Source organism: Streptomyces lacaronensis, assembly GCF_047337785.1.
GTDB lineage: Bacteria > Actinomycetota > Actinomycetes > Streptomycetales > Streptomycetaceae > Streptomyces > Streptomyces lycopersici.
The window spans coordinates 1,144,244-1,167,833 of sequence record NZ_JBLHDK010000003.1 but is presented as its reverse complement, the minus strand read 5'-3'; the positions used below and the strand labels follow the sequence as shown (position 1 = coordinate 1,167,833).

Genomic DNA, 23,590 nt, shown 5'->3' with positions numbered 1-23,590 from the left:
GAGCCATCACAGGCGTCAGACGCCGATCAGATCCACCAGATCGTCGGCGTGCTCCTCCTCTTGCTCCAGGATCGACTCCATCAGCCGGCGGGTGGTCGGGTCGTGTTCGCCCAGCCAGCGGATGATCTCCTGATAGCTGGCGATCACGATGCGCTCGGCGAGCAGATTGTGCTCCAGCATCGCCTTCAGGTCGTTGTCGGCCGGGGTGGTGTAGTCGGTGTGGGAGCGCTGGGCCAGTGAGGCGGGGTCGAAGTCGGGATCGCCGCCGAGCTGCGAGACGCGTTCGGCGGCGCGCAGCGCGTGCTGCATCTCCTCCTTCGCGTGCTCGGTGAACTCCGAGGACACCTGGGCGCGGTCGATCCCCCTGGCCGAGATGGCGTGACGGGTGTAGCGCAGCCAGCACACCACCTCGGTCGCGACGACGTCATTGAGGATGCCGATGACCCGGTCCTTGTCCAGACCGTAGGCGTCCGTCACCGGGCCCGCCGCCATCGTCCGGCGGGCGTTGTCACGGATCCTGGTCACGTCCAGCACGAAGTCGTCGCTCATCGGTGCCCTCTCTGCTCTTCTCGGCTTGGGCGAGTGTTCCCCGCCGGGGCCCGGAGGGGAGCGGGCGGAGCGGGAAGATGACTGGATCGCCGCACAGCACCAGCCGATCGGCGGTATCGGAACGCCCCGATTCGTACGAGCTCGGCGCCGGCCAGGTGGGAAACCTGGCCGGCGCCGAGCACTCGACGGTGAAAGGGTCAGCCCGCGTGGCCGGGCTCCGGCACGTTCGTCCCCGCCGACAGGACCCGGTCCGGGCGGATCGGCAGGTTGCGGTGGCGTACGCCGGTGGCGTGCCACACCGCGTTGGAGATCGCCGCCGCGGCCCCCACGATGCCGACCTCACCGACGCCCTTGATGCCGACCGGGTCGTCCGGGTCCGGGTCGTCCACCCAGTCCGCCTCGACGATCGGCACATCGGCGTTCGCGGCGAAGTGATAGCCCGCGAGGTCGGGAGAGACGAGGCCGCCCGAGGCCCGGTCCCTGACCGCCTCCTCGTGCAGGGCCATGGAAATGCCCCAGATCATTCCGCCGACGAGCTGGTTGCGCGCGGTCAGCGGGTTGACGATCCGGCCCGCCGCGAAGATGCCCAGCATCCGCCGCACCCGGACCTCTCCGCTGGTGACGTCCACGGCCACCTCGGCGAACTGCGCGCCGAAGGAGTGGCGTTCCTTATTGGCCAGGGCGCCGATGGCCTCGGTGGTGTCGGACCGCGCGGTGATCCCCTCGGGCGGGATGTCGCCGCCCAGGGCCAGCCGCTCGCGCAGTTCGCTCACCGCGATCGCCACCGCCCACGCCCAGGAGCGCGTGCCCATCGAGCCACCGGCGAGCATCGCCGGGCCGAGGTCGCTGTCCGCCATGACCACCCGGACCCGCTCCGGATCCACCGCCAGCGCGTCCGCGGCGATCAGGTTGATGGCGGTCCGGGCACCGGTGCCGATGTCAGCCGCGTTGATGCGCACGGTGAAGGTGCCGTCCGCCTCCGCCGTCACGGCCGCCGTGGACGGCCCGGCGCCGGAGTGGAAGCTGGCCGCCGCCACACCGGTCCCGAGCAGCCACCGCCCCTCGCGGCGCACCCCCGGACGGGGATCCCGGTCCGCCCAGCCGAACCGGCGGGCGCCCTCCTCGTAGCAGGCGACCAGATTGCGACTGCTGAACGGCAAGCCGGAGACCGGGCCGCGGTCGGGCTCGTTGCGGACGCGCAGCTCGATCGGGTCGATGCCGGTCTTCTCGGCGAGCTCGTCCATGGCGCACTCCAGCGCGAACGAGCCGGGTGCTTCGCCGGGCGCGCGCATGAACGTCGGGCTCGGCACATCGAGCCGTACGACCCGGTCACTGGTGTAGTGCGCGTCGGCGTCGTACATCACGCGGCCCACCGTGGCGCTCCGCTCGATGAACTCGTGGATCGTCGACGTGACGCACTCGGACCGGTGGTCGAGCGCCCGCAGCCGCCCCGACTCGTCGGCGCCGAGCCTGACCCGCTGCGCGGTGGGGCTGCGGTAGCCGATCGTCGAGAACATCTGGCGGCGGGTCATGACGACGCGCACCGGGCGATGGAGGACGGTGGCGGCCATGGCGGCGGCCACCTGGTGCGGACGGGTGGTCTTGGAGCCGAAGCCGCCGCCGACGTGCTCGGACCGCACCCGTACCGACTCCGCGTCGAGGGAGAAGATCTGCGCGAGCTCGGCGGCCACCATCGTGCTGCCCTGGTTGGAGTCGAAGACCTCGAGGCGGCCTCCGTCCCAGTGGGCCGTCGCCGCGTGCGGCTCCATGGGGTTGTGGTGCTCTTCCGGAGTGGTGTACTCGGAGTCCACGACGAAGGCGGACGCGGCGAGTTCGGCCTCGACGTCCCCCTTCGACGCCACCGCCGGCCCGAAGGGCGAATCCGGAGGGGTGTACATATCCGGGTGTCCGGAGGTGAAGCCGATGTCGTGCGGCTCCTGGTCGTACCGGACGACCAGAGCTTCCGCGGCCTCCCTGGCCTGCTCGGGCCGCTCGGCGAGGACCAGCGCCACCGGCCAGCCCATGAAGGGGACTCGGTCGTTCTGGAAGACCCCGAGGATCGGGTCGGGCTTCCCGATCATGCCCATGTAGTCCAGGTTGACCCGCGGGGCGTTCTCGTGGTGGATGACCGCGAGGACACCGGGCATGGCGAGCACCGGCTCGGACTCGACCGCGCTGACGCGGCCGCGGGCCACGGTGGACAGCACCATCCAGCCGTGGGCGAGGTCGGGCAGGGGGATGTCGCCCGCGTAGCGGGCCGCTCCGGTGACCTTCTCCCGGCCCTCCACGCGGGTGCGCGCGGTGCCGAAGGCGCCCGTCGTCGTGGTGGTTCCGGTCGTCGTGGTCATCGGGCGGCCTCCTCGGTGAGTTCGGTCAGCAGGGCCACGACGAGGTTGCGCATCAGCGGCACCTTGTATCCGTTGTGGGGCAGCGTCTCGGCGGCGGCCAGCTCCGCGTCCGCGGCGGCGGCGAACGCCTCGGCGGTCGCCGGGCCCCCGGTCAGCGCCCGCTCGGCCGCCAGCGCCCGCCATGGCCGGGAGGCGACCGCCCCGAGGGCGAGGCGGACCTCGTGGACGACCCCGTCGCGGACGTCGAGGGCGGCGGCGATCGAGCCGATCGCGAAGGCGTAGGACGCGCGCTCGCGGACCTTGCGGTAGCGGGAGTGGGCGGCCACCGGGGCCGGGGGCAGGGTGATACCGGTGATCAGCGCGCCGGACGGCAGCGCGGTCTCCAGGTGCGGGGTGCCGCCCACGGGCAGATAGAAGTCCGCGAGCGGCAACTCGCCCGGCCCGTCGGCGGTTTCGTACCGTACGACGGCATCGAAGGCGGCGAGCGCGACCCCCATGTCCGAGGGGTGGGTGGCCACGCAGTGCTCGGAGGCGCCGAGGATCGCGTGGTTGTGGTGCTCACCCTCGATGGCCGGGCAACCACTGCCGGGGAGGCGCTTGTTGCAGGGCCCGGCCACATCGGTGAAGTAGCCGCAGCGGGTGCGCTGGAGGAGATTGCCACCGACGGTGGCCATGTTGCGCAGCTGCCCGGACGCACCGGCCAGGACGGCCTCGGCGAGGGCCGGGTAGCGGCGCCGCACCTCGGGGTGGGCGGCGAGATCGCTGTTCGTCACCGTGGCCCCGATGCGCAAGGCCCCGTCCGGCGTCACCTCGACGTGGTCCAGGGGCAGTTCGCGTACGTCGACCAGGCGTCCCGGCCGCTCGACGCCGGTCTTCATCAGATCGACCAGGTTGGTGCCGCCGCCGAGGAAACGCGCGTCGGGGTCGGCGCCGAGCACGGAGACCGCCTCGGAGACCTCGAGGACCCGCTGGTAGCCGAACTCCTTCATGCGAGGGCCTCCTCGGTCCCGGCCGTACGCGCCTCGGCCGCCCGCGCGACCGCCTGCACGATCGACACATAGGCGCCGCAGCGACACAGGTTGCCGCTCATCCGCTCCCGGATCTCATCCGGGCTGAGGGGCGGGGGCCCCGCTTCGGGGCGGACATCGGCGGTGGCGGCGCTCGGCCAGCCCGCCGCGTGCTCCTCGAGCACGGCGAGGGCGGAACAGATCTGCCCCGGGGTGCAGTAGCCGCACTGGTAGCCGTCGAGGTCGAGGAAGGCCTGCTGCACCGGGTGCAGCTCGTCACCCTCGGCCACGCCCTCGATCGTGGTGACCTCGCGGCCCTCGGCCGCCACCGCGAGCTGGAGGCAGGAGACGGCCCGGCGGCCGTCGATCAGCACCGTGCAGGCACCGCACTGGCCCTGATCGCAGCCCTTCTTGGTGCCGGTCAGGTCGAGCTGCTCCCGCAGGGCGTCGAGCAGGGTGGTGCGGTGGTCGACGGGCAGCGTGTGTTTCTCGCCGTTGATGGTCAGCGTGATGACGCTGGACGTCGATGGGGCCATGATCAGCCTTCTTTCGCGGGTGTGGTGCGCGTTGAAGTCGTCCGATGGAGGGGGCCCGGGGTCCAGGGAAGGGGGTCCCGGGGATGGGGGATGCGGGACAATGCCGGTCGGCGCTCGGTTTCGGCCATCCACACTGGCCGTTTCAGCCGGTAAGGTGGACCTAAGCGGACAGCTGTCCGCTGTGCAAGAAACTTAGCGGACAGCTGTCCGGTGAGCAAGGTCGGCGCTACGGCGGGGTCCGGAGGAGGGCGAGTGCGGGCAGAGAGGGACGCGCGTCTGCGCTCGGACGCGGCCGCGAACCGCGAGCGCATCCTGGAAGTGGCGCTGGCGGAGCTGACGCGCTCGGCGGACGTCCCGCTGAGCGCCATCGCGAAGAAGGCGGGCGTCGGGCAGGGCACGCTGTACCGTAACTTCCCCAGCCGCGAGGCCCTCGTCCTGGAGATCTACCGCCATGAGATGCGGCAGGTGGCCGACACCGCGGCCGAGCTGCTGCGTACCCGCGCGCCCGATCAGGCCCTGCGGGAGTGGATGGGGCACCTGGCCCGGTTCGCCATGGCCAAGGCCGGTCTCGCCGACGCGCTGCACAAGGCCATCAGCGCATCCTGCGGCCAGAAGAAACCGGGGCACGGCCAGATGACCGAGGCCGTGGCGCTCCTGCTGCGGGCCAACGAGGAGGTCGGCACCATCCGCCCGGGCGTCACCACCGACGACTTCCTGCTCGCCATCGCCGGCCTGTGGCAGATCGGGCCCGGCGAGAACGGACAGGCACGCGCCCGACGGCTTCTGGACCTGGTCATGGACGGGCTGCGCACGGGTGCGCCCGGGGCGGCCGGGCCGGGGGCGGCGGCCGACGGGGTGAGCTGAACCCGGCCGGGGGTGGCGGCCGGCCCGGCGGGCTGAGCCCGGCCGGAGGCCCCCGCCCGCCGTCGGGGGGACCTCCGTGGCGCGGGTTGTCTCGTGGATCAGCCCGGGACCGGGAGCGCGGTGCAAGGCCGGGGCGGGAACCCGGCGGCGCGGTAGCACGCGTCGATCAGGGACATGGCGGCCAGCGCGTCCTCCGCGTCCAGCGGAAGCGGTGCGCCGTGCCGCAGGTGCGCGGCGTACGCGTCCAGTTGGTAGGCGTACGAGGACAGCTTGCCCAGCTGCTCGGTCCGCTCACCCGCGGGCGTACGCACCACGACCCGGTCGTCAAGATGAGGCTGGACGAAGTTCATGGCCGTCGCTTCCCCGCGTGAGCCGATGCCCCTGAGGCTCATCCGTACTCCTCATGTGCCATATGGCAGCGGGCGGATCCGGTGGCGCCGCCGGGGAAGGCCAGGTCCGCGTCCAGCCACTCGTCCACCTCCGGTGCGCCGTGCCGGGCGCCGCCCCGGGCGGTGACCAGGCGCGGGGGACCACCGGCCCAGGGGGCGAGCGTGGCTTGCGCGTGCAGGCTGTTGGCCAGCGGGTTGTAGACGACCTCCACATCGGGGTCGGCGATCACATCGGCGTAGGAGCCCAGAACGCGCTCGACCCGTGCTCGGCGGCGAAGGCAGCGGCCCGGCCACGGGAGCGGGCGGCCACGGCGACGAGGGAGAGCTCGGAGATCCGGGCGGCGCCCAGGATCCCGATGCGCAGCGGCTCGGCTGTCGTCATGCCTCGCGTACCTCTTCCATGGTCACGGGGCGGTGTTCGCGCAGTGAAAGCGTGCAGGCCTCGGCGATCCAGCCGGCCTCGACGGCGTCGGCGACGGTGCAGGGGGAGGGCCGCAGACCCGCCACGACCTCGGTGAAGACGGTGAGCTCGGCCCGGTAGGCGGCGGCGAAGCGGTCCATGAAGAAGTGGTGCGGGGTGCCGCCGGGGAAGATGGCGCCCGGTTCGACGGAGCGCAACGGCAGCCTGTCCTCCAAGCCCGCGGCCACGCTGTCCGTCATGCCGTGGAGCTCCAGGCGGGCGTCGTAACCGCGGGGGTTGTGGCGGGTGTTGGAGACCACGGCGAGGGTGCCGTCGTCCAGGGTGAGGAGGGCGGAGGCGGTGTCCACGTCTCCGGCGGCCGCGATGTACTCGGCGCCGCGGTTGGCGCCGGTCGCGTAGACCTCGGTGACCTCGTGGCCGGTGATCCAGCGGACGGTGTCGAAGTCGTGCACGGCACAGTCGCGGAAGATGCCACCGGAGACTGCCACATAGGCGGCCGGGGGCGGCTCGGGGTCCAAGGTGGTCGACCGTACGGTGTGCAGCGGCCCGAGTTCACCGCTGACCACGGCCGCCCGCGCGGCCACGTACCCGGGGTCGAACCGCCGGTTGTAGCCGATCTGGACCTCCACCCCACTGCCCTCCACCGCGCGGAGGACATCGAGGCTCTCCTCGATCGTGCGCGCCACGGGCTTCTCGCAGAAGACCGGTACGCCCGCCCGTACGGCGGCGACGATGAGCTCGGGGTGGGCGTCGGTGGCCGCGGCGATCACGACGCCGTCCACATCGGCGGCGAGTACGGCCTCCGGCGAGTCGACCGCGTGGGCGCCGAAGCGCTCGGCGGCGGTGGCGGTGGCCGCGGCGACCGGGTCGGTGACCACGAGGGAGTCCACCGCGTCGAGCGTGGACAGGGTCTCGGCGTGGAAGGCGCCGATCCGGCCCAGGCCCATGATGCCGATACGCATGGGGAGTCGTGTCCCTTTCTGGTGGTGCGAGTGCTGATGGTGTGGTTCAGGGGAGGTGTGGTTCAGGGGAGGGTGTGGCTCAGGAGTGGTGTGGCTTCTGGACGGTGGTGTTGCTTCTGTGACGCGGCGGGTCAGCCGAGTCCGCCGAGGACGTTCTGGTCCCAGTCGATGACCGAGCCGGTGACGACCCCGCTGCGGTCGGAGAGGAGGAGGACGACGAAATCGGCGATCTCGTCGACCTGGGCGAGCTTGCCCATCGGCTGGGCGCGGGCCGCCTCCTCGCGCCAGTCGTCGCCCGCGCCGTGGAAGGCGCGCTGGATGGCGTCCTCGCCCTCGGTGTCGGTCCAGCCCAGGTTGAGGCCGTTGACGCGGACGCGGTCCCAGCGGTGGGCGTGTGCGGCGTTGCGGGTCAGGCCGGCGAGCCCGGCCTTCGCGGCGGCGTACGGCGCCAGGAACGGATATCCGCCGTGTGCGCAGTTGGAGATGATGTTGACGATGGTGCCCGGGGCCTTCCTGGCCACCATGTCGGCGACGGCGGCCTGCATGGCGAAGAACGGGGCGCGCAGATTGATCGCGACATGCGCGTCGAAGAGCTCGGGCGTGGTGTCCAGCAGCGTCCCGCGCGAGGTGAGCCCGGCGGAGTTGACCAGGCAGTCGATCCTGCCGTGGGCCGCCACCACCCGTTCCACGCTGCCGCGTGCCTGCGCGGGATCGGCCAGGTCGGCGCGGAGGAAGGAGGCCGTGGCTCCCCGGTCGGCGAGCTCCCCGGCCAGCCGCTCACCGGTGTCGGGGTGGCGTCCGGTGAACGCCACCGTGGCCCCCTCGCGGGCGGCGGCGCGGACGATGCCCGCCCCGATCCCCTGGCTGCCCCCGTTGACCAGGACGATCTTGTCCTGCAACAGTCCCATCAGCGGTCCGTCTCCTTCAGCTCTGGCGGTTTCAGCTCTGGCGGCGCTCGGCGCCGGCCCGCAGTTCCGTACGCAGGGTGTCCGGGGTCCAGTCCCCCTCCAGGGCGCGCCGGAGGGTGTCGGCCTGGGAGTCCGGGGCGAGGCCGCCGACCGGCGGGTCGAGGTCGAGGTTGGTGGGGAAGGGGTAGCCCTCGGCGCAGGCCGCGACCACGTTGTGCAGCCAGTCCTCGGTGGCGCCTTCGGTCTTGCGCCGCCGTAGTACGGGGAAGACGGCGTTGGCCACCGCCTCGCGGTCGACGGTCTCCATGGCACGGCCGAATGCGGAGGAGATCTGCAGCAGGTTCGCCATCCGCCGGATGTCCGCCGAGCGATTGTGTCCGGCGGCGTGGAAGAGCGCGGGGTTGAAGAAGACCGCGTCACCCGCCTCCAGGGGCAGCTGGACGTGGTGCTCGGCGAAGTAGGCCATGAACTCCGGGCGGCGCCAGGCCAGATAGCCGGGCTCGTACGCTTGCGAGTACGGCAGGTAGAGCGTCGGGCCGGACTCGACCGGCATGGCGCAGTGGGCGACGGCGCCTTGCAGGGTCAGCACGGGGGAGAGCCGGTGGACATGGGCGGGGTAGGCCGCGGCCCGCGCCTCGGAGAGGAAGCCGAGGTGGTAGTCGCGGTGCACGCTCTGGGCCGCGCCGCCCGGGTTGACCTGGTTGATCTGTGAGGTGACCTGGTAGCCGGGGCCGAGCCAGGCGGTGGCCACGAGGGCGATGAGGTCGTTGGCGTAGTAGTCGGCGAAGACCTCCGGTGCGCTCAGGGCCAGCTTCTCCAGCGCGTTCCACACCCGGTCGTTGGCGCCGGGCTTGGCGAAGTGGTCACCGCGGGCGGCGCCCGCCGCCCGTTCCCGCTCGATCAGCGCCGTGAACGCCTCGGTGGCCCGGTCCAGGACCGACGCGTCGGGGAAGGCGCCCTTGAACACCACGATGCCGGGGCCGTCCAGCAGGGCGTGGACCAGTTCCGCCCGTGCCTCCCGGCGGCCGGGGACCGTGGCGGCCCGGGCCCGCAGGCGGTCGCCGTCGTAGACGGGGACGTTGTGCTCCACGGCGTCGGCACCTGGGTGGTCGCCGGGGTCGGTGGTCCGCTCGACCAGGGCGCGGAAGGCCTCGAGGGAGCAGTCGGCCTCACTGAGCCAGGCATGAGACCTCGGAGCGATGAGAGGCATTGCTTTCCGATCCTTCCCGTGGGCTGCGGCTTTCTGTCAGTGTTGTGATCGGCCGAGCATCGAGCAATCCTCAGCAGCCCATCAAAAACCCCTCAGGGAGGCGCGCCGATGGCCCATCCGTATCCCATCCGGGAGATCGCCCGGCAGGCGGGCCTGAGCGAGGCCACCGTCGACCGGGTGCTGAACAACCGGGGCGGGGTGCGCGAGAGCACCACCCGGGAGGTCCGTCAGGCGATCAAGGATCTGGACCGGCAGCGCACCCAGGTCCGCATCGGTGGCCGCACCTTCATGATCGACATCGTGATGCAGGCCCCTGAGCGCTTCTCCTCGGCGGTCCGCGCCGCCCTGGAGGCGGAGCTGCCCTCGCTGCGCCCGGCGGTGATGCGGTCGCGCTTCCACTTCCGCGAGACCGGTCCGGTGGAGGAGCTGATCGCCACGCTGGACCGCGTCGCCCAACGCGGCGGCTGCCAGGGGGTCGTCCTGAAGGCGCCCGACATCCCGGAGGTCACGGCGGCCGTCGGCCGCCTGGCGGCCTTCGGGCTACCGGTGGTGACCCTGGTGACCGACCTGCCCAGCAGCGCACGCCGGGCCTACGTCGGCATCGACAACCGCGCCGCCGGAGCCACCGCCGCGTACCTCATGGGCCAGTGGCTCGGCGACCGCCCCGGCAATGTGCTCACCACCATCAGCCGGGGCTTCTTCCGCGGTGAGGAGGAACGCGAGATGGGCTTCCGCAGCGCCCTGCGCAACGCACACCCCGGGCGCACGCTCGTGGAGGTCACCGACAGCGACGGGCTGGACGCCACCCAGCGCGACCTGGTCCTGCGGGCGCTGCGACGCGACCCGGACATCCGGGCGGTCTACTCGATCGGCGGCGGCAACACCGCGACCATCCAGGCCTTCGAGGAACTCGGGCGCGACTACGAGGTGTTCATCGCCCACGACCTCGACCACGACAACACCCGGCTGCTGCGCGAGCGGCGGCTGTCCGCGGTGCTCCACCACGACCTGCGCCAGGACCTGCGCCGCGCCTGCCAGATCATCATGCGGGCCCACGGAGCCCTCCCCGACGACGGCCCCTCCCTGCCCTCGCCGATCCAGGTCGTCACGCCGTACAACATGCCGCCCGACGTGGCCTGAGACGCCTGACCGCGGCACCCTTCCGCACCCTCCGGCCTGCTTGGCGAGATCCCCGCTGAACCATGTCACCCGTGCCAGTGAGCGGGGTCGGCGGCGTACCGCTGCGCACCACGGCCGCCCTCGGCCTGTACCTGCTGGAGCGCGAACTGGGGCCGCGGACCGACCACGCTGTCGAGGAGCTGTTCGCCTACGAGCGCCGTGGCACCCCCCGGCGCCACCACGGCCCGTCGCCCGTCGCCCCCAGCCTCTTCCGACGGAAAAGCGCCGCCCGGCTCAGACGAACTGCTGGACCACCAGCACGGTCGCGCTCGCCACGGCGAGCCCCATGGCGACGGCCCTGGTGCGCCGCGTGTCCAGCCGGCTCGAGAGCGGGCGGGCCAGCAGCACCCCGATCGCCGCGGCGGGGGCCAGCAGGGCGGTGCGCCACAGGCTGTACGTGTGGACCGCTCCCGTCGCCGCCAGGGTGGCCAGACTCATCACCGAACCGGCCAGGAAGAACCCGCTCATCGTGGCGCGCAGCCGCGGTCCGCTCAGGCGCTGCCAGACCATGGCCATCGGCGGCCCCCCGATGGCGGTCGCCGTGCCCATCAGCCCCGACATCAGACCGGCCAGCAGCACCGACCGCCGCCGCGCTGTGGGCACGAAGCCGCGCAGGCTCACCGCCACGCCCGTGAGGACGACCGCGGCCACGAGGAGGGCGAGGTACCGGGCGGGCAGCACGGCCACCAGCGCCGCGCCGCCCAGCACCCCCGGCACCCGGCCGACCAGCGCCCACCCCGCACCCCGCAGGTCCAGGTGGCCGCCCTCCAGCGCCAGCACCGCGGCCGTGACCCCGGTGGCGAGCAGCAGGACCACCACCGGGGTGAGGGACGGGTCGAATATCGCGATCACCGGGGCGGCCAGCAGACCGAGCCCGAAGCCGATGGAGACCTGGAGCAGCGCCCCGACCGCCACCGTGATGAAGAGCAGGGCGAACTCCGGCGGGCTCATGCTTCCATCGGCCCGGCAGCCAGCGGGAAGTGGCACAGGCCCTCGTGCGGCTCCCGCCCGGTGTCCGCCGTGCCGTCGCGGATCACGACGGGAGGAGCGAGCTCGGCACACCGGGCCTCGCTCTTCCAGCAGCGGGTGCGGAACCGGCAGCCCGACGGGATGTCGTACGGGGACGGGATCTCCCCGCGCAGCTGGATCTCCTCGTCCTGGGCCTGCCCGGACACGTCGAGGGTGGGCGCGGCGGACATCAGGGCGGCGGTGTAGGGATGCACGGGCCGGTCGAAGACGTCCTCGGTGGGGCCGTGCTCGATGACCTTGCCCAGGTACATCACCGTCACCCGGTCCGAGACATGCCGGACCACGGAGAGGTCATGGGAGATGAAGACGTAGGAGACACCGAGCCGCTCCCGCAACTCGGAGAGCACATTGAGCACTTGGGCCTGCACCGACAGGTCGAGCGCGGACACCGGCTCGTCGCACACGATGAGGTCGGGATCCAGCGCCAGCGCGCGGGCGATGCCGATGCGCTGCCGCTGTCCGCCGGAGAACTCGTTCGGGTAGCGGTGGGCGTCGCTGTCCCGCAGCCCGACGAGGGACAGCAGCTCACGGACCCGCCGCTCCCGCGCCTGTGCCGTGGGCACGACGTCGCGGTGGGTGCGCCACGGCTCGCCGATGAGGTCGGCCGCGGACATCCGGGCGTTGAGCGAGGCGAAGGGGTCCTGGAACACCATCTGCACCCGGCGCCGCCAGGCCAGCAGTTCCCTGCCCTTGAGGGTGAACGGATCGGTGCCGTCGAAGCGCACGGTGCCCGAGTCCGGCCGCTCAAGACCGAGCACCACCCTGGCCAGGGTCGACTTACCACATCCGGACTCGCCCACCAGCCCGAGCGTCTGCCCGCGCCCGACCCGCACATCGACGCCGTCGAGCGCGGTCAGGCGCCGGCGGCCATGGCCGAACGACTTGGTCACGCCGCGGACCTCGAGCAGGGGCGGGGGAGTGGCGGAGCCATCGGCCCGGGGACCGGCGTCGGTGGCGTCGGTGAGGGGCGTCTCAGACACGGTCGAGCTCCTCGGAGAAGTGGCAGGCGGCCGAACGCGAGGCCCCGACGGACATCAGACGGGGGCGCTCCTGGGCGCAGCGCTCCTGGGCCAGCGGACATCTGGCCTGGAAGACACAGCCGGACGGGACCGCGCTGAGCTCGGGCGGGCTCCCGGGTACGGCGGGCAACGGGCGGCCTCTGACGGCGTGTTCGGGAACCGAGTCGAGCAAGCCCCTGGTGTAGGGGTGGCGGGGGCGGGAGAACACCTCCGCCACCGGGCCGGTCTCCACCACATTGCCCGCGTACATCACCACGACATCGTCCGCGCGCTGGGCCACCACCGCCAGATCGTGGGTGATCAGTACCAGTGCCATGTCCCGCTCGGTCTGCAGATCCCGCAGCAGCCGCATGATCTGGGCCTGCACCGTGACATCCAGCGCGGTCGTGGGCTCGTCGGCGATGAGCACATCGGGGTCCAGCGCGACGGCCATCGCGATCAGCAGCCGCTGGCGCATACCGCCGGAGAACTGATGCGGATACGCGCGGGCCCGCAGCCGGGGCTCGGGGATGCCGACGCGGGTCATCAGCTCGACCGCCTTCTCCCGGGCATCGCGGCGCGACATCCCGCGATGGATGCGGAACGGCTCGGCGAGCTGCCTGCCGACCGGCTGTACGGGGTTGAGCGCGGTCAGCGCGTCCTGGAAGACGATCGACAGCACGGGACCGGCGAGCTTCCTGCGCCCCGCCTGGCCCAGCCGCAGCACATCGGTGCCGGACACCTTCACGGATCCGCCCGTCACCTCGGCGGTCGGGTCGAGCAGCCCGACGATGGACAGCGCGGTCATCGACTTCCCGCAGCCGGACTCGCCCAGCAGCGCCAGTGTGCGTCCCTTGCGCACCTGGAAGCCGACGCCGTTCACGGCGCGTACGGTCCCGGAGGGAGTGCGCAAGTCGACACTGAGCCCCTCGACTTCGAGCGCGGGGCCGCCGGTCCCGGCGGGCGCGGGCAGGGTGGAGGACTTCACGCGATCATCTCCGAGGGAACAGCGGCCCGGTTGCCGCGCCGCTTCCGGGGCAAGGTCAGACGCCAGCGCTGGGCCGGGTCGGTGGCCAGGCGGACCCAGGCGGCGAGCACCGTGGCCGACACCGTGGTGAGCACGATCGCGACACCCGGCAGCACGGCGATCCACCAGGCCGTCTGGAGGTACTGGCGCCCTTGCGCCACCATCAGCCCCCAGCTCACATCGGGGGGCTGGATGCCGATGCCGAGGAAGCTCAAGGACGACTCGGTCAGCATCACGAAACAGAAGTCGAGCGTGGCCACGGTCAGCAGCGTGGGCAGCGCGATCGGCAGAATGTGCCGGTAGATGATGTTCCGGCTGGGTGTGCCGAAGGTCCGGGCGGCGTCCACGAACAGACGGCTCCTCAGCTCGGCCGACTCCGCGCGGGCGGTGCGCAGATAGACCGGGACGCGCGCGATGGCGAGGATCAGCACGATGTTCATCGCGCTGGGCGCGAAGACATACAGCACGACCACCGCGATCAGCAGGGACGGGAAGCTGAGGATGACATCGGCGACCCGCATCGCGACGTTCTCGCGCATGCCACCGTGGTATCCGGCCCACAGCCCCAGCGCCGAGCCGATCAGCAGCGAGCACAGCACCGCGGGCACCGCGACGGACAGCGTCGTCCCGGCGGCGTCCATCAGCCGGGCCAGCACGCTGCGCCCCAGCACATCCGTGCCGAGCAGCCCGTAGAAGCCGTGGTCGAGGGAGGGCGGGCGCAGCGAGGCGCGCAGATCCTGTCGTACGGCTCGGTCCCCGATGAACAGCCGGCCGAACAGCGCGACGAGGAACACCCCGGCGAGGATGACGGCCGCGACGGCGGCGGCCCGGTCCCGGCCGAGCAGCAGCCACCAGCGGGGCGGGCGTTGGCGCGACGGGACGGCTGCCGCGCCGGAGGGCCGGTCGGCGGAGCCGGTGGGGTCGGCGGGGTCGGTCATGGTGGCTCCTTCGCTCACGCCGGCACCGCCTGGCGCACTCGGGGGTCGATCAGGGCGTGGCAGACGTCCACGAGGATGTTCAACGCGAAGATCGTCACCGCCGTGAGCAGGACGGCGGCCTGCAGCACCGCGAAGTCGCGCTGCAGAATCGAGTCGATCATGAGCTTGCCGATCCCGGGCCAGCCGAAGATCGTCTCCACCACCACCGCGCCGTTGACGAGACCGACGGTGAGATCCCCGGCCACGGTCAGCACCGGAGTGATGGAGTTGCGCAGCGCATGCCCGAACACCACGCGCTTGGGGTCGGCTCCCTTGCTGCGCGCGACCTTCACATACGGCGCGGACAGCGCACCGACCATGCTGCCGCGGACCACCTGCACCAGCACCCCGAACGGGCGGATCAGCAGGGTGGCGATGGGCAGTACCCAGATCTCGGGACCGCCCAGGGTGCCGGAGGTCGGCAGCCAGTCCAGCCCCACTCCGAAGACCAGCACCCCCACGATCGCGAACCAGAAGTCGGGGATGCTGGCCGCCGTCATCGACAGCAGACCGGCGATCCGGTCGATGAGCGAGTTGGGCCGGTACGCGGCGAGGCTTCCGATCAGCAGCGCCCCGAGGATCGCCAGGAGCATCGTCATCCCGGCCAGTTGGAGGGTGACGGGAAACGCCTTGAGCACCATCGAACCGGCCGACTCCCCGGTGCGCAGCGAGGTCCCGAAGTCGAGTCGCGCGGCGTTGGTGAGGTAGTCCCACAGCTGCACCGGAATGGAGTCGTCGAAGCCGTGAGCGGCGGAGAACTCCGCGCGTTGCTGCGGGGTGGCGCTCAGCGGGAGGTAGAGATCGACGGGGCTGCCGGTCAGACGGGCCAGGCAGAACACGCCGAGCACCACGAACACCAGGGGGATCGCGCTGGAGATGATGCGCTTGCGCAGGAAGGACGTCACTTCAGTGCCTCCCCGCCTGCGCGGGGCTGACCTCGGCCAGCCGCATCTCGTCCCCGGTGGCGGAGTCCGGCCGGTACCGCACCTTCGGCGACAGTCCCAGGAGTCCGCGCATATGGGCCAGATAGGCGTACTGCGCGACCGTCTCGTTCTGGTAGCCGAGCACCTCGGCGAACGCCTTCTCGCGGGCCTTGCCGGACAGCGCGTCCGCCGCGGCGATGCGCCGGTCGAGCTCCTTGGTGCCGAAGGTGGACTGCGGGCCGTCGCTCACCAGGTACTGACTCGTGGTGAAGGCCGCGTCCCCGGCCTGGTTGCCGTGCATGATCAGCAGCGCTACCGGCCCGACATCACGGGGCAGCGGACGCAGCTGGTACTGAAGGTGGGTGGCGGTGTCCGCCATGCGAATCCTCACGTTCAGCCCCACCCGTGCCATCTCGTACTGCAGGGCCTCGGCCACTTCCGAGATCCCGGCGAACATGCCGTTGCGCGCCACGAGGGTGATCTGCCGGTGCACGGGCACGCCGTCGTCGGCGGCCTGTTTCACCAGCGCGCGGGCGGCGGCCACCTTGTACGGGACTGGGGCGAGGTCGTCGTTGTGGCCCACCACGCCGGGCGGGACGAGTTGTGCGGCGGGCTTGGCCAGCCCGCCGAGGAGGGCGTCGATGATGCCCTTGCGGTCGACGGCCATGCCGATCGCCTTGCGCACCCGAATGTCGTTGAGCGGCGCCTCGCGGCCGTCCAGACGCAGGGCGGTGGTCTCGTTGTTGGGGTAGGCCACGGTGTTGCCCTTGTCGGCGCTGGTGTGGTCCAGCGCCGTCGCGATGTCGGCCTCGCCCTTGTCGATCATCGCGGCGCGGACGCTGGCGTCGCTGCGCCAGACATACCGGGCCCGGGGGTAGGCGGGCGCCTTCCCCCAGTAGTTCTCATTGCGGGCGAGGGAGATCGAGACACCGGTCTGCCATGACGTGACGGCGTAGGGGCCGGTCCCGATCGGTATCCGCACCTTGGCCTTGGTGCTGGTGGTGCGCGGCACGATCTCGACGAAGCTGAGCCGCAGGGGGAGGATGGGGTCGGTCTTCTCGGTGGTGACCGTCAGCCGGGTGGGGCTGACGGCGTGTACTTCGAGCTTCTCGTCGCCGAAGACGTAGCCGTCCACGTTGCAGGCGAGATCGGAGTTGACGGCGCGGTCGATGGAGAAGGCGGCGTCCTTCGCCGTGAACGGCTGCCCGTTCTGGAAGGTCACACCGGGGCGGATGTCGAAGGTCCATGTCGTGGGCTTCGTCTGCCGCCAGCCGGTCGCCAGCAGCGGATCCAGCTTCCCCGAGGTGGGGTCGCGTTCCACCAGCGGCTCGGTGATGTTGGAGCGGACGACGACACCGGTCGCGGTCAGCGATGACTCACAGGGCTCCAGCGTCGGGGGCTCCTGGGTGAGGACGAGCCGCAGGGTGCGGCCGTCCGCGCTGCCGGCGTCACCCGCCGCGTCACTGTTCGCCACGGCGCACGCGCTGGTCAGCAGCAACGTGCCGGTCGTGAGAAGGGCGAGAACTGTATGGGCCCGGCCCCGTTCCCGGCGCGGGCTGGAGGGTACGGAGGACTTCATCGTCGGCGTATCTCCGAGGGTGCTGGCGGGTTGCCGCCCGAGAACGACAGTCGACATGGGCTGTCTACACTTACGTACCCGGTCTGCATTTGTGGACGCCGAAGCTAAACCGGAGGTGCCGGTGCGTCAAGGGATCTGACAACAGACGCAGGTGAAACGGTCTTTGGTCAGGGCTCCCTGATCATTGACAGCCTTATGGGTCGCGTGCACAAATGAAGACGGCGCCTATATATGAGGACGGTGGTCATGGCCAGGACGGCTACCCCCGGTGGTGACCGGGGCATGCGCATCATGCTCAACCACCGGATTCTGAGCAGGTTCGGCGAGCGGCTGCGAGCGCGGACCGAGGACCGGCACGAGTGGCTGGACGTCTGCGACTGGGACGCGGCGCGGATCGCCGACGCCATCGCCTCCGTCGATGTGTACGTGGGCTCACAGCTCAGCGAGGACCACGCGCGCCGGGCCCAGCGCCTCCGCCTCGTCCATGTCGTCGGCGCGGGCTACGACGGCATCCCCCTGGAGGCGCTGGGGCCCGATGTGACCGTGGCGAACACCTTTCACCACGGCGCGTCGATCGCCGAACACGTCCTGATGTGCGTGCTGATGCTGTCCCGGCGGGTGCTCACGGCCGACCGGGAACTGCGGGCCGGCCGTTGGCGGAACGTGGCCGTCGATGCCACGCTCCCCTTCGGGGACACCCTGCGGGGCCGCCGTGTCGGCGTCATCGGCTTCGGCGAGACCGGGCGGGAGATCGGCCGGCTGTGCCAGGCGGTCGGCCTGGGCGTACGGGCCGTGCGCCGCGACCCATCGGCCCCGCTGCCCGACGATCTGCGCCCCGACTGGGTGGGCGGCACGGACCGGCTCCCGGAACTGCTGGCGGACTCCGACATCGTCGTGGTGACCGTGCCGCTGAGCCCCGCGACCCGCGGACTGATCGGCCCGGCCGAACTCGCCGCGATGGGCCCGCGGTCCCTCCTGGTCAACGTCGCCCGTGGCCCGGTCGTGCAGGAGGAGGCGCTGTACGAGGCGCTGTCGGTCGGCACCATCGCCGGGGCCGCCCTCGATGTGTGGTGGGCCGGCCCACCACACGCGCCGAGTCGGCTGCCGTTCCACACGCTGTCCAACGTGGTGATGACACCGCACAACTCGGGCCACACGGAGGAGACGTTCGCCGCTCGCGCCACGGATATCGCGGCCAACATCAACCGTCTGGAGACGGGGAGCCCGCTCAGCAATGTGGTGCGCGCCGGTCAGGTGCGGGCCGTGCCCGATGGCCCCGCGGCGGAGAGCGTCTGAAGCGCCTCAGGGAGCGATGGTGAGGTGGCTGATCAGGTCCTGACGGGGCGTGGAGCGATAGCGGAGGTCGACGGTGCCGCCGGGGAAGTCGCCCACGAGCCGCTGGGTGCCGAAGCCTCGACGACAGCGAGATGTACGTGTTCACCGCGGGTCCGGCCGCGAGCGAGGCGATGCGCGCCCGCTGCACCGAACTCGGGCGGCGGCGACCCGCGCCCCACTCGCGCGCGTCCGAGTGGAGACGCACCGAAGATCACCGCGGTCGACGTGGCCGAGCAGACCATGTAAGCCTTGGCGAACGACTGGCTGGAAGTACTCGCCGATGAGGAGACCAGGCAGGCCGAGGCCGCCTTGTCGCAACCCCTCCACGCCGAGCCCGGCCCCGATATGTGAGGCGAAGGCGGCGATCGTGTCAGAAGAACGTCAGGGCACCACACGGGCCGAGTTGATGAGCCGGCCCACACCGCTGGAGGCCGCGCCGCGCCTGGCCCGTGCCATCGGGCTGGAGCCCGATGATCTGTGGATCAAGCGTGACGATCTGATCGGGCTCGGCGGCGGGGGCAACAAGGTCCGCAAGCTGGAGTGGACGGCCGGGGCCGCCCATGCCGAGGGCGCCACCACGCTGGTGACGAGTGGGGCCGCGCAGAGCAACCACGCCCGTCTGACGGCCGCGGCCGGGGCCCGGCTGGGCATGGACGTGGTCCTGGTCCTCGCCGGTGCGCCGACCGAGGGTATGACCGGCAACATCGCGCTCGACGGTCTCTTCGGCGCCCGCGTCGTATGGGCGGGCGAGGTGAGCGAGGCGGAACTCGCGGCGGCCGTGCAGGACGTGGCCCGCGACCTGCGTGAGCGGGGCGCCCGGCCCGCGGTGATCCCCTTCGGCGGCTCCAGTGTGCTGGGCGCCCAGGGCTATGCCGCGGCGGGGACGGAACTCCTGGTGCAGGACCCGGAGCTGACCACGGCGGTCGTGGCGGTCGGATCGGGCGGCACCATGGCCGGTCTCGTCCACACCCTCGGGGCCGAGCGGGTGCTGGGGGTGCACTGCGGGGCCGTCGCCGATCCCGGGCACACCGTCGGCCACCTGGTCGAGGGACTGGCCGGACAGCCCGCGGCCACATCCCTGCGGCTGCGCCTCGATCAGGTCGGGCCCGGCTACTCCGCGCTCACCGAACCGGTCATGGACGCCATCACCACGGCGGCACGCACCGAAGGCATCGTCCTCGACCCCATCTACACCGGTCGTGCCCTGGCCGGTCTCATCGCGGCCGTCCACGACGGCCAAGTGCGCCCCGGGCAGCGCACGGTCTTCGTGCACACGGGAGGGCTGCCGGGCCTGTTCGGGCACGCCGAGACGCTGGAGCGGGCGCGTTCCGCCGTGGCCGACACCGCCGTACGGTGGCCCCGCCGCTGAGTGTCACACCGGCATGACCGCGGTGCGCCTGAACGATCCGGGGTCACTCCGCGCGGGGCTCCGCTCCCTCGGTGGCATCGGCGACCGCGTCGGCGCACGTGGCGAGTCGGCGGGCCAGGGCGCGCACATGGTCGCGCAGGGCCTCCGGATGCTCGATCACGAACGGGAGGTCCAGCCAGGCGAGTACGGAGGGCACCCACTCCAGCCGCTCGGCCCGCAGCTCGACCCGCACCCATGCGCTGCCCTCTCCCTGCCCGGGGGCAGCGGCGGCGTCCCGCGCCGGGGCGGCCGGGAGTTCCCGCACGGTGGCGAGCCCGGGCGGGAGCCGGTGGCGGACCTGCTCGACGGTGCCCCGGACCCGGAGCGACACCTCGTGCAGATACGGCACCCCGGCCAGCCCGGACAGCACCCGCGCGGCCGGGTCGAACCCCTCGGGCACATCGAACGACCCCGATAGCACCGAGGCCGTCTCGATCCGGTCCAGCCGGAACGTGCGCACCTCGCCGCTGGCCGAGTCCGCCCCCGTCACATACCAGCGCCCGGAGTGCGCGACGACCCCGTACGGATGCACGGTGCGTTCGCTGCGCCGCCCCTTCCAGGCGGTGTAGCCGATGGCGACGGGGCGGCGGTCCCGCGCCGCCTCCGCGAGCATCAGCAGCACACTGGTCTCCGGGATGGCCATGGGGCGGGCCGGGGCGGTGAAGTCGGCGGTCGCCAGCAGCGCGTCCAGGCGGCGGCCGAGCGCCTCGGGCAGCACCCGGCGCACCTTGGCGGCGGCGCTCTCCGCCGCCGCGACGGACGTGGTCACCAGCCCGGCCCGGCGGCCGGCGACCAGCCCGAGCAGCACGGCCAGCGCCTCCTCGTCGGTGAGCATCAGCGGCGGCATCCGATAGCCGGGCGCGAGCCGGTAGCCGCCGTAGCGGCCGCGCACCGACCGGACCGGGACGTCCAGGTCGATCAGATGGCCGACATAGCGGCGGACGGTGCGCTCGTCCACGCCGAGCCGGCCGGCCAGATCGGCGACGGTACGGGTGCCACCGGCCTGGAGGATCTCCAGCAGGGCGAGCACACGGGCGGTCGGTCGGTTCATACCGATCAAGTATTCCGCGAATACCGGGCGGATCCTGTCCGGTACCCCTTCTAGCGTCCGAGCCATGGCGACCTACGTACTTCTTCCCGGGTTCTGGCTCGGGGCCTGGGCCTGGCGCCCGGTGGCGGATGACCTGCGCGGCCGTGGGCACGATGTCCACTCCCTCAGCCTGACCGGGATGGGCGAACGGGTACACCTCGCCCGGCCCGACACCGACCTGGAGACCCATGTCACCGATGTGCTCAACCTGATCCACTACGAGGACCTGCACGATGTGGTGCTGGTCGGGCACAGCTATGCCGGTGCCGTGGTGGTACCGAGCGTGGCGGACCGGATGCCGGACCGGATCAGCCGCCTGGTGTTCATCGACAGCGGACCGCTGCCGGATGGCATGTCCCATCTGGAGTTCACCCCGCCGGAGGAGCGGTCGCGCAACGCCGAGCTGGTTCGTACGGAGGGGGAGGGCTGGCGGCTGCCGCCCCCGCCGTGGCGGCGGCTGGCCTCCGAGGTACCCGGGCTGCCGGACGACACGCTCGAACGGATGGTGCGGCTGTCCGCCCCGCAGCCGTGGGCCACCGCCACCACCCCGGTCCGGCTGACCGGGGCATGGGAGAAGCCGCCGCGGCTGCATGTGCTGTGCAGCTTCCCGGTGGCAGAGGTCCGGGCGCGGATCGGCGTCGTTCCGGCCTTCCGGCATATGGCGACCGAGGGCTGGGCGTACTGGGAACTGCCCGGCTGGCACTGGCCGATGTTCGACCGGCCCGGTGAGCTGGCGGCGATCCTGCACGACGTGGCCTGACGGGCCCCTCGGCTGTCGCTCGCTGATGGCGCGGTCCACTGCGCAGTGGACCGCGCCATCAGCTTTCCCGCTGTCATCGGCGTTCCCGCTGTCATCGGTTCCCGTCGCCCTCAGTTCCCGTTGTCATCAGCGTTTCCGGACCAAGAGTGATCAGTTCCCGATTGGAGTGCCTGCGACTCTAGACAGGACTGAACATGTATGGCTAACTCCCGGACATGCCTAAACAGGTCCTCAAGCATCAGCGCATCGCCCGCGTCCTGGCCCGTGAGATCCACAGCGGCGCCCTGGAGCCGGGCAGCAGGCTGCCAGGCGAACACGCGCTCACCCGGCGCTTCGCGGTCAGCAGGGCCACCGTCCGCCAGGCGCTGGACGAGCTCAGCAAGCAGGGACTGATCTCCACCCACGCGGGTGTCGGCTCGTTCGTCACCTTCGACGGCGGCCTGCTGGACAACCGGCTGGGGTGGACCAGGGCGCTGGCCGACCAGGGCGCTCAGGTCACCACCGAGGTGCTCCGTCTCGAAGTGGTGCGCGACGCCCGGCTGGCCGGTGAACTCGGCATCGAGGGCGTTGAGTTCATGGCGCTCGACCGGTTGCGGGTGCTGCCGGAGGGCACTCCGGTCGCGCTGGAGCGCAGCCGGGTTCCGATGGTCCCGGCCCTGGCCGATGTCCCGCTCGGCGGGCTCCTCGACGGCTCGCTGACCAAGACCCTCGCCGCGGTCGGCCTCCGGGCCACGCACGGGGACGAGTGGGCGTCCGTGCGCCAACTGGCCGCCGACGAGGCGACCCTGCTCCGCCGCCAGGTGGGAGAGGTCTGGCTCAACACCCGCCGGGTCAGCCGCGGTGCCGATGGCCGGATCGTCGAGCGGGTGACCAGCCTCCTGGACCCCGCCCGCTTCCAGCTGCACCTCGGCTTCGGGGAGAGCCCCGACGAGACGGCCCTGGGCAATGGCGACGGGGCATCCGCGACGAAGCAGCCCCGATGAGACCGCACACCGCGCCCGCCCGCACCCGGCGTACCGCCTCCGCGCACTGACAGGAAGACCGACAGGAAGTCCGAATGAACCACCAGCACGACCGCGCGCTCGGCGCCCTCTACGGCCTGGCGATGGGCGATGCCCTCGGTATGCCCACCCAGATCATGTCCCGGCGGTCCATCGTCGCCCGGTTCGGCACCGTCACCGATTTCGAACCCGGCCCGGAGGACAACCCGGTGAGCGCCGGAATGCCCGCCGGTTCGGTCACGGACGACACCGATCAGGCCGTCATCGTGGGCCGGCTGCTGACCGGGTCCGGCGGCCGGATCGACCCGCTGCGGCTCGCGCACGAGCTCCTGGAGTGGGAGCGCGCCATGAAGGCCAAGGGTTCCTTCGATCTGCTCGGCCCCTCCACCAAGGCCGCACTGGAGGCCGTGTCCCGTGGCGTACCGCCGGAGGAGGCGGGCAAGTCCGGTGCCACCAACGGCGCGGCCATGCGGATCACCCCCGTCGGCGTCGCCTTCCCCGACACGCCCCTGGAGCCCTTCCTCGACCGGGTCGCGGAGGCGTGCCAGGTCACCCATGACACCTCCATAGGCATCGCCTCCGCGGCCGCCGTGGCCGCCGCGGTGAGCCGGGGCATCGGCGGCGGGAATCTGGAGGATGCCGTCGGTGCGGCGATCACGGCGGCCGCGGCCGGTGCCGAACGCGGCCACTGGGTCGCCGGGGCCGATATCGCCGCCCGCATCGGCTGGGCCGTGGACCTGGTCCGCGCAACTCCCGAGCGGCAGGCCCTGGACCGCGTCTGCGACCTGGTCGGCACCAGCGTCGCCAGCCAGGAGTCGGTCCCCGCCGCCTTCGCCGTACTGGCCCTCGCCGAGGGCGAGCCATGGCGGGCCTGCCTGCTGGCGGCCAACCTCGGCGGCGACTGCGACACCATCGGCGCCATGGCCGGCGCCATGGCCGGCGCCGTCAGCGGGGCCTCCGCCCTGCCCGCCGACGCCCTCGCCACCCTGCGCTCGGTCAACGACCTCGCCCTGGAACCGCTGGCCAAGGCCCTGCTCGCGCTGCGCGCCGACACGGCCGAATGACACACACCTCCGCCCCCACATCCGCA

At 72.0% G+C, this 23,590-nt stretch carries 21 protein-coding genes and 2 pseudogenes; 8 read left to right on the top strand and 15 right to left on the bottom strand.

Annotated elements, in window-relative coordinates:
- Positions 1-15: 15 nt before the first annotated feature.
- The 4 genes from ACMTAK_RS06045 to ACMTAK_RS06030 form a co-directional block, all read right to left on the bottom strand.
- Positions 16-549: a ferritin-like domain-containing protein gene (locus ACMTAK_RS06045; protein WP_413805198.1), complete on the bottom strand. Its 534-nt coding sequence runs from the start codon at positions 547-549 to the stop codon at positions 16-18.
- 197 nt (positions 550-746) lie between these two features.
- The gene (locus ACMTAK_RS06040) at positions 747-2,897 is read right to left on the bottom strand and encodes a xanthine dehydrogenase family protein molybdopterin-binding subunit (RefSeq protein ID WP_413805197.1); all 2,151 of its coding nucleotides are present in this window, start codon (positions 2,895-2,897) and stop codon (positions 747-749) included.
- Positions 2,894-3,886 carry an FAD binding domain-containing protein gene (locus tag ACMTAK_RS06035; protein WP_413805196.1) on the bottom strand — a complete coding sequence of 331 codons (993 nt, stop codon included), beginning with the start codon at positions 3,884-3,886 and terminating at the stop codon, positions 2,894-2,896. Before ACMTAK_RS06035 ends, ACMTAK_RS06040 begins: the two co-directional genes overlap by 4 nt.
- Positions 3,883-4,440 carry a (2Fe-2S)-binding protein gene (locus ACMTAK_RS06030; RefSeq protein ID WP_044567454.1) on the bottom strand — a complete coding sequence of 186 codons (558 nt, stop codon included), beginning with the start codon at positions 4,438-4,440 and terminating at the stop codon, positions 3,883-3,885. The genes ACMTAK_RS06035 and ACMTAK_RS06030 overlap by 4 nt, the downstream gene beginning before the upstream one ends.
- 252 nt (positions 4,441-4,692) lie before the next feature.
- Between ACMTAK_RS06030 and ACMTAK_RS06025 the strand changes: the two genes are divergently transcribed.
- A complete protein-coding gene (locus ACMTAK_RS06025; RefSeq protein ID WP_413805195.1) occupies positions 4,693-5,304 on the top strand; it encodes a TetR/AcrR family transcriptional regulator in 612 nt (203 codons plus the stop codon).
- Between the two features lie 98 nt (positions 5,305-5,402).
- Here ACMTAK_RS06025 and ACMTAK_RS06020 read toward each other — a convergent pair.
- The 4 genes and pseudogenes from ACMTAK_RS06020 to ACMTAK_RS06005 all read right to left on the bottom strand — a co-directional run bounded on the left by ACMTAK_RS06020 (position 5,403) and on the right by ACMTAK_RS06005 (position 9,194).
- Positions 5,403-6,075, bottom strand: a pseudogene (locus ACMTAK_RS06020) (hypothetical protein).
- Positions 6,072-7,076 (bottom strand): Gfo/Idh/MocA family protein, encoded by a 1,005-nt coding sequence (locus ACMTAK_RS06015; protein WP_413805194.1) that lies wholly within the window; start codon positions 7,074-7,076, stop codon positions 6,072-6,074. The pseudogene ACMTAK_RS06020 and the gene ACMTAK_RS06015 overlap by 4 nt, the downstream one beginning before the upstream one ends.
- A 131-nt stretch (positions 7,077-7,207) precedes the next feature.
- On the bottom strand, positions 7,208-7,984 hold the full coding sequence (locus ACMTAK_RS06010) for an SDR family oxidoreductase (protein WP_413805193.1): 777 nt from the start codon (positions 7,982-7,984) through the stop codon (positions 7,208-7,210).
- 31 nt (positions 7,985-8,015) lie between these two features.
- Complete coding sequence (locus ACMTAK_RS06005) at positions 8,016-9,194, bottom strand: phytanoyl-CoA dioxygenase family protein (protein ID WP_413805192.1); 1,179 nt, start codon at positions 9,192-9,194, stop codon at positions 8,016-8,018.
- Between the two features lie 108 nt (positions 9,195-9,302).
- Between ACMTAK_RS06005 and ACMTAK_RS06000 the strand changes: the two genes are divergently transcribed.
- Both ACMTAK_RS06000 and ACMTAK_RS05995 read left to right on the top strand, forming a co-directional pair.
- Positions 9,303-10,334 carry a LacI family DNA-binding transcriptional regulator gene (locus ACMTAK_RS06000; RefSeq protein WP_413805191.1) on the top strand — a complete coding sequence of 344 codons (1,032 nt, stop codon included), beginning with the start codon at positions 9,303-9,305 and terminating at the stop codon, positions 10,332-10,334.
- A 116-nt stretch (positions 10,335-10,450) separates the two neighbouring features.
- Positions 10,451-10,573 (top strand): annotated as a pseudogene (locus tag ACMTAK_RS05995) (DJ-1/PfpI family protein); the annotation flags it as partial.
- Positions 10,574-10,607: 34 nt separating this feature from the next.
- On the opposite strand, the gene ACMTAK_RS05990 reads toward ACMTAK_RS05995, so the two are convergent.
- From ACMTAK_RS05990 to ACMTAK_RS05965, 6 genes are read right to left on the bottom strand one after another with little or no spacing between them, the layout of a single operon-like run.
- Positions 10,608-11,324, bottom strand: coding sequence for a sulfite exporter TauE/SafE family protein (locus tag ACMTAK_RS05990; RefSeq protein ID WP_413805190.1), 717 nt, complete (start codon positions 11,322-11,324; stop codon positions 10,608-10,610).
- A complete protein-coding gene (locus tag ACMTAK_RS05985; RefSeq protein ID WP_413805189.1) occupies positions 11,321-12,382 on the bottom strand; it encodes an ABC transporter ATP-binding protein in 1,062 nt (353 codons plus the stop codon). The genes ACMTAK_RS05990 and ACMTAK_RS05985 overlap by 4 nt, the downstream gene beginning before the upstream one ends.
- On the bottom strand, positions 12,375-13,388 hold the full coding sequence (locus ACMTAK_RS05980) for an ABC transporter ATP-binding protein (protein ID WP_413805188.1): 1,014 nt from the start codon (positions 13,386-13,388) through the stop codon (positions 12,375-12,377). Before ACMTAK_RS05980 ends, ACMTAK_RS05985 begins: the two co-directional genes overlap by 8 nt.
- Positions 13,385-14,365, bottom strand: coding sequence for an ABC transporter permease (locus tag ACMTAK_RS05975; protein WP_413805187.1), 981 nt, complete (start codon positions 14,363-14,365; stop codon positions 13,385-13,387). Before ACMTAK_RS05975 ends, ACMTAK_RS05980 begins: the two co-directional genes overlap by 4 nt.
- A 14-nt stretch (positions 14,366-14,379) precedes the next feature.
- Positions 14,380-15,309 (bottom strand): ABC transporter permease, encoded by a 930-nt coding sequence (locus ACMTAK_RS05970; RefSeq protein WP_413805186.1) that lies wholly within the window; start codon positions 15,307-15,309, stop codon positions 14,380-14,382.
- A 1-nt stretch (position 15,310) separates the two neighbouring features.
- Entirely contained in the window at positions 15,311-16,906 is a 1,596-nt protein-coding gene (locus ACMTAK_RS05965; protein ID WP_413805185.1) for an ABC transporter substrate-binding protein, read from the bottom strand.
- A gap of 246 nt (positions 16,907-17,152) precedes the next feature.
- On the opposite strand from ACMTAK_RS05965, the gene ACMTAK_RS05960 reads away from it, so the two are divergent.
- Positions 17,153-18,202 carry a 2-hydroxyacid dehydrogenase gene (locus ACMTAK_RS05960; RefSeq protein ID WP_413805184.1) on the top strand — a complete coding sequence of 350 codons (1,050 nt, stop codon included), beginning with the start codon at positions 17,153-17,155 and terminating at the stop codon, positions 18,200-18,202.
- A gap of 445 nt (positions 18,203-18,647) precedes the next feature.
- Positions 18,648-19,610 (top strand): pyridoxal-phosphate dependent enzyme, encoded by a 963-nt coding sequence (locus ACMTAK_RS05955; protein WP_413812810.1) that lies wholly within the window; start codon positions 18,648-18,650, stop codon positions 19,608-19,610.
- Between the two features lie 43 nt (positions 19,611-19,653).
- Here ACMTAK_RS05955 and ACMTAK_RS05950 read toward each other — a convergent pair whose 3' ends face one another.
- A complete protein-coding gene (locus ACMTAK_RS05950) occupies positions 19,654-20,700 on the bottom strand; it encodes a helix-turn-helix transcriptional regulator (RefSeq protein WP_413805183.1) in 1,047 nt (348 codons plus the stop codon).
- Between the two features lie 64 nt (positions 20,701-20,764).
- Between ACMTAK_RS05950 and ACMTAK_RS05945 the strand changes: the two genes are divergently transcribed.
- From ACMTAK_RS05945 to ACMTAK_RS05935, 3 genes are all read left to right on the top strand, one after another.
- The gene (locus tag ACMTAK_RS05945; RefSeq protein ID WP_413805182.1) at positions 20,765-21,499 is read left to right on the top strand and encodes an alpha/beta fold hydrolase; all 735 of its coding nucleotides are present in this window, start codon (positions 20,765-20,767) and stop codon (positions 21,497-21,499) included.
- Positions 21,500-21,714: 215 nt separating this feature from the next.
- Positions 21,715-22,482 (top strand): GntR family transcriptional regulator, encoded by a 768-nt coding sequence (locus ACMTAK_RS05940; protein ID WP_413805181.1) that lies wholly within the window; start codon positions 21,715-21,717, stop codon positions 22,480-22,482.
- A 74-nt stretch (positions 22,483-22,556) separates the two neighbouring features.
- A complete protein-coding gene (locus ACMTAK_RS05935) occupies positions 22,557-23,564 on the top strand; it encodes an ADP-ribosylglycohydrolase family protein (protein WP_413805180.1) in 1,008 nt (335 codons plus the stop codon).
- Positions 23,565-23,590: the final 26 nt, after the last annotated feature.

Bases quoted from the DNA above. Each gene is read 5' to 3' on its own strand.
- ACMTAK_RS06045 (WP_413805198.1), bottom strand. From the start codon at position 549: ATGAGCGACGACTTCGTGCTGGACGTGACCAGGATCCGTGACAACGCC.
- ACMTAK_RS06040 (WP_413805197.1), bottom strand. From the start codon at position 2,897: ATGACCACGACGACCGGAACCACCACGACGACGGGCGCCTTCGGCACC.
- ACMTAK_RS06035 (WP_413805196.1), bottom strand. From the start codon at position 3,886: ATGAAGGAGTTCGGCTACCAGCGGGTCCTCGAGGTCTCCGAGGCGGTC.
- ACMTAK_RS06030 (WP_044567454.1), bottom strand. From the start codon at position 4,440: ATGGCCCCATCGACGTCCAGCGTCATCACGCTGACCATCAACGGCGAG.
- ACMTAK_RS06015 (WP_413805194.1), bottom strand. From the start codon at position 7,076: ATGCGTATCGGCATCATGGGCCTGGGCCGGATCGGCGCCTTCCACGCC.
- ACMTAK_RS06010 (WP_413805193.1), bottom strand. From the start codon at position 7,984: ATGGGACTGTTGCAGGACAAGATCGTCCTGGTCAACGGGGGCAGCCAG.
- ACMTAK_RS06005 (WP_413805192.1), bottom strand. From the start codon at position 9,194: ATGCCTCTCATCGCTCCGAGGTCTCATGCCTGGCTCAGTGAGGCCGAC.
- ACMTAK_RS06000 (WP_413805191.1), top strand. From the start codon at position 9,303: ATGGCCCATCCGTATCCCATCCGGGAGATCGCCCGGCAGGCGGGCCTG.
- ACMTAK_RS05990 (WP_413805190.1), bottom strand. From the start codon at position 11,324: ATGAGCCCGCCGGAGTTCGCCCTGCTCTTCATCACGGTGGCGGTCGGG.
- ACMTAK_RS05975 (WP_413805187.1), bottom strand. From the start codon at position 14,365: ATGACCGACCCCGCCGACCCCACCGGCTCCGCCGACCGGCCCTCCGGC.
- ACMTAK_RS05965 (WP_413805185.1), bottom strand. From the start codon at position 16,906: ATGAAGTCCTCCGTACCCTCCAGCCCGCGCCGGGAACGGGGCCGGGCC.
- ACMTAK_RS05960 (WP_413805184.1), top strand. From the start codon at position 17,153: ATGGCCAGGACGGCTACCCCCGGTGGTGACCGGGGCATGCGCATCATG.
- ACMTAK_RS05955 (WP_413812810.1), top strand. From the start codon at position 18,648: ATGAGCCGGCCCACACCGCTGGAGGCCGCGCCGCGCCTGGCCCGTGCC.
- ACMTAK_RS05950 (WP_413805183.1), bottom strand. From the start codon at position 20,700: ATGAACCGACCGACCGCCCGTGTGCTCGCCCTGCTGGAGATCCTCCAG.
- ACMTAK_RS05945 (WP_413805182.1), top strand. From the start codon at position 20,765: ATGGCGACCTACGTACTTCTTCCCGGGTTCTGGCTCGGGGCCTGGGCC.
- ACMTAK_RS05940 (WP_413805181.1), top strand. From the start codon at position 21,715: ATGCCTAAACAGGTCCTCAAGCATCAGCGCATCGCCCGCGTCCTGGCC.
- ACMTAK_RS05935 (WP_413805180.1), top strand. From the start codon at position 22,557: ATGAACCACCAGCACGACCGCGCGCTCGGCGCCCTCTACGGCCTGGCG.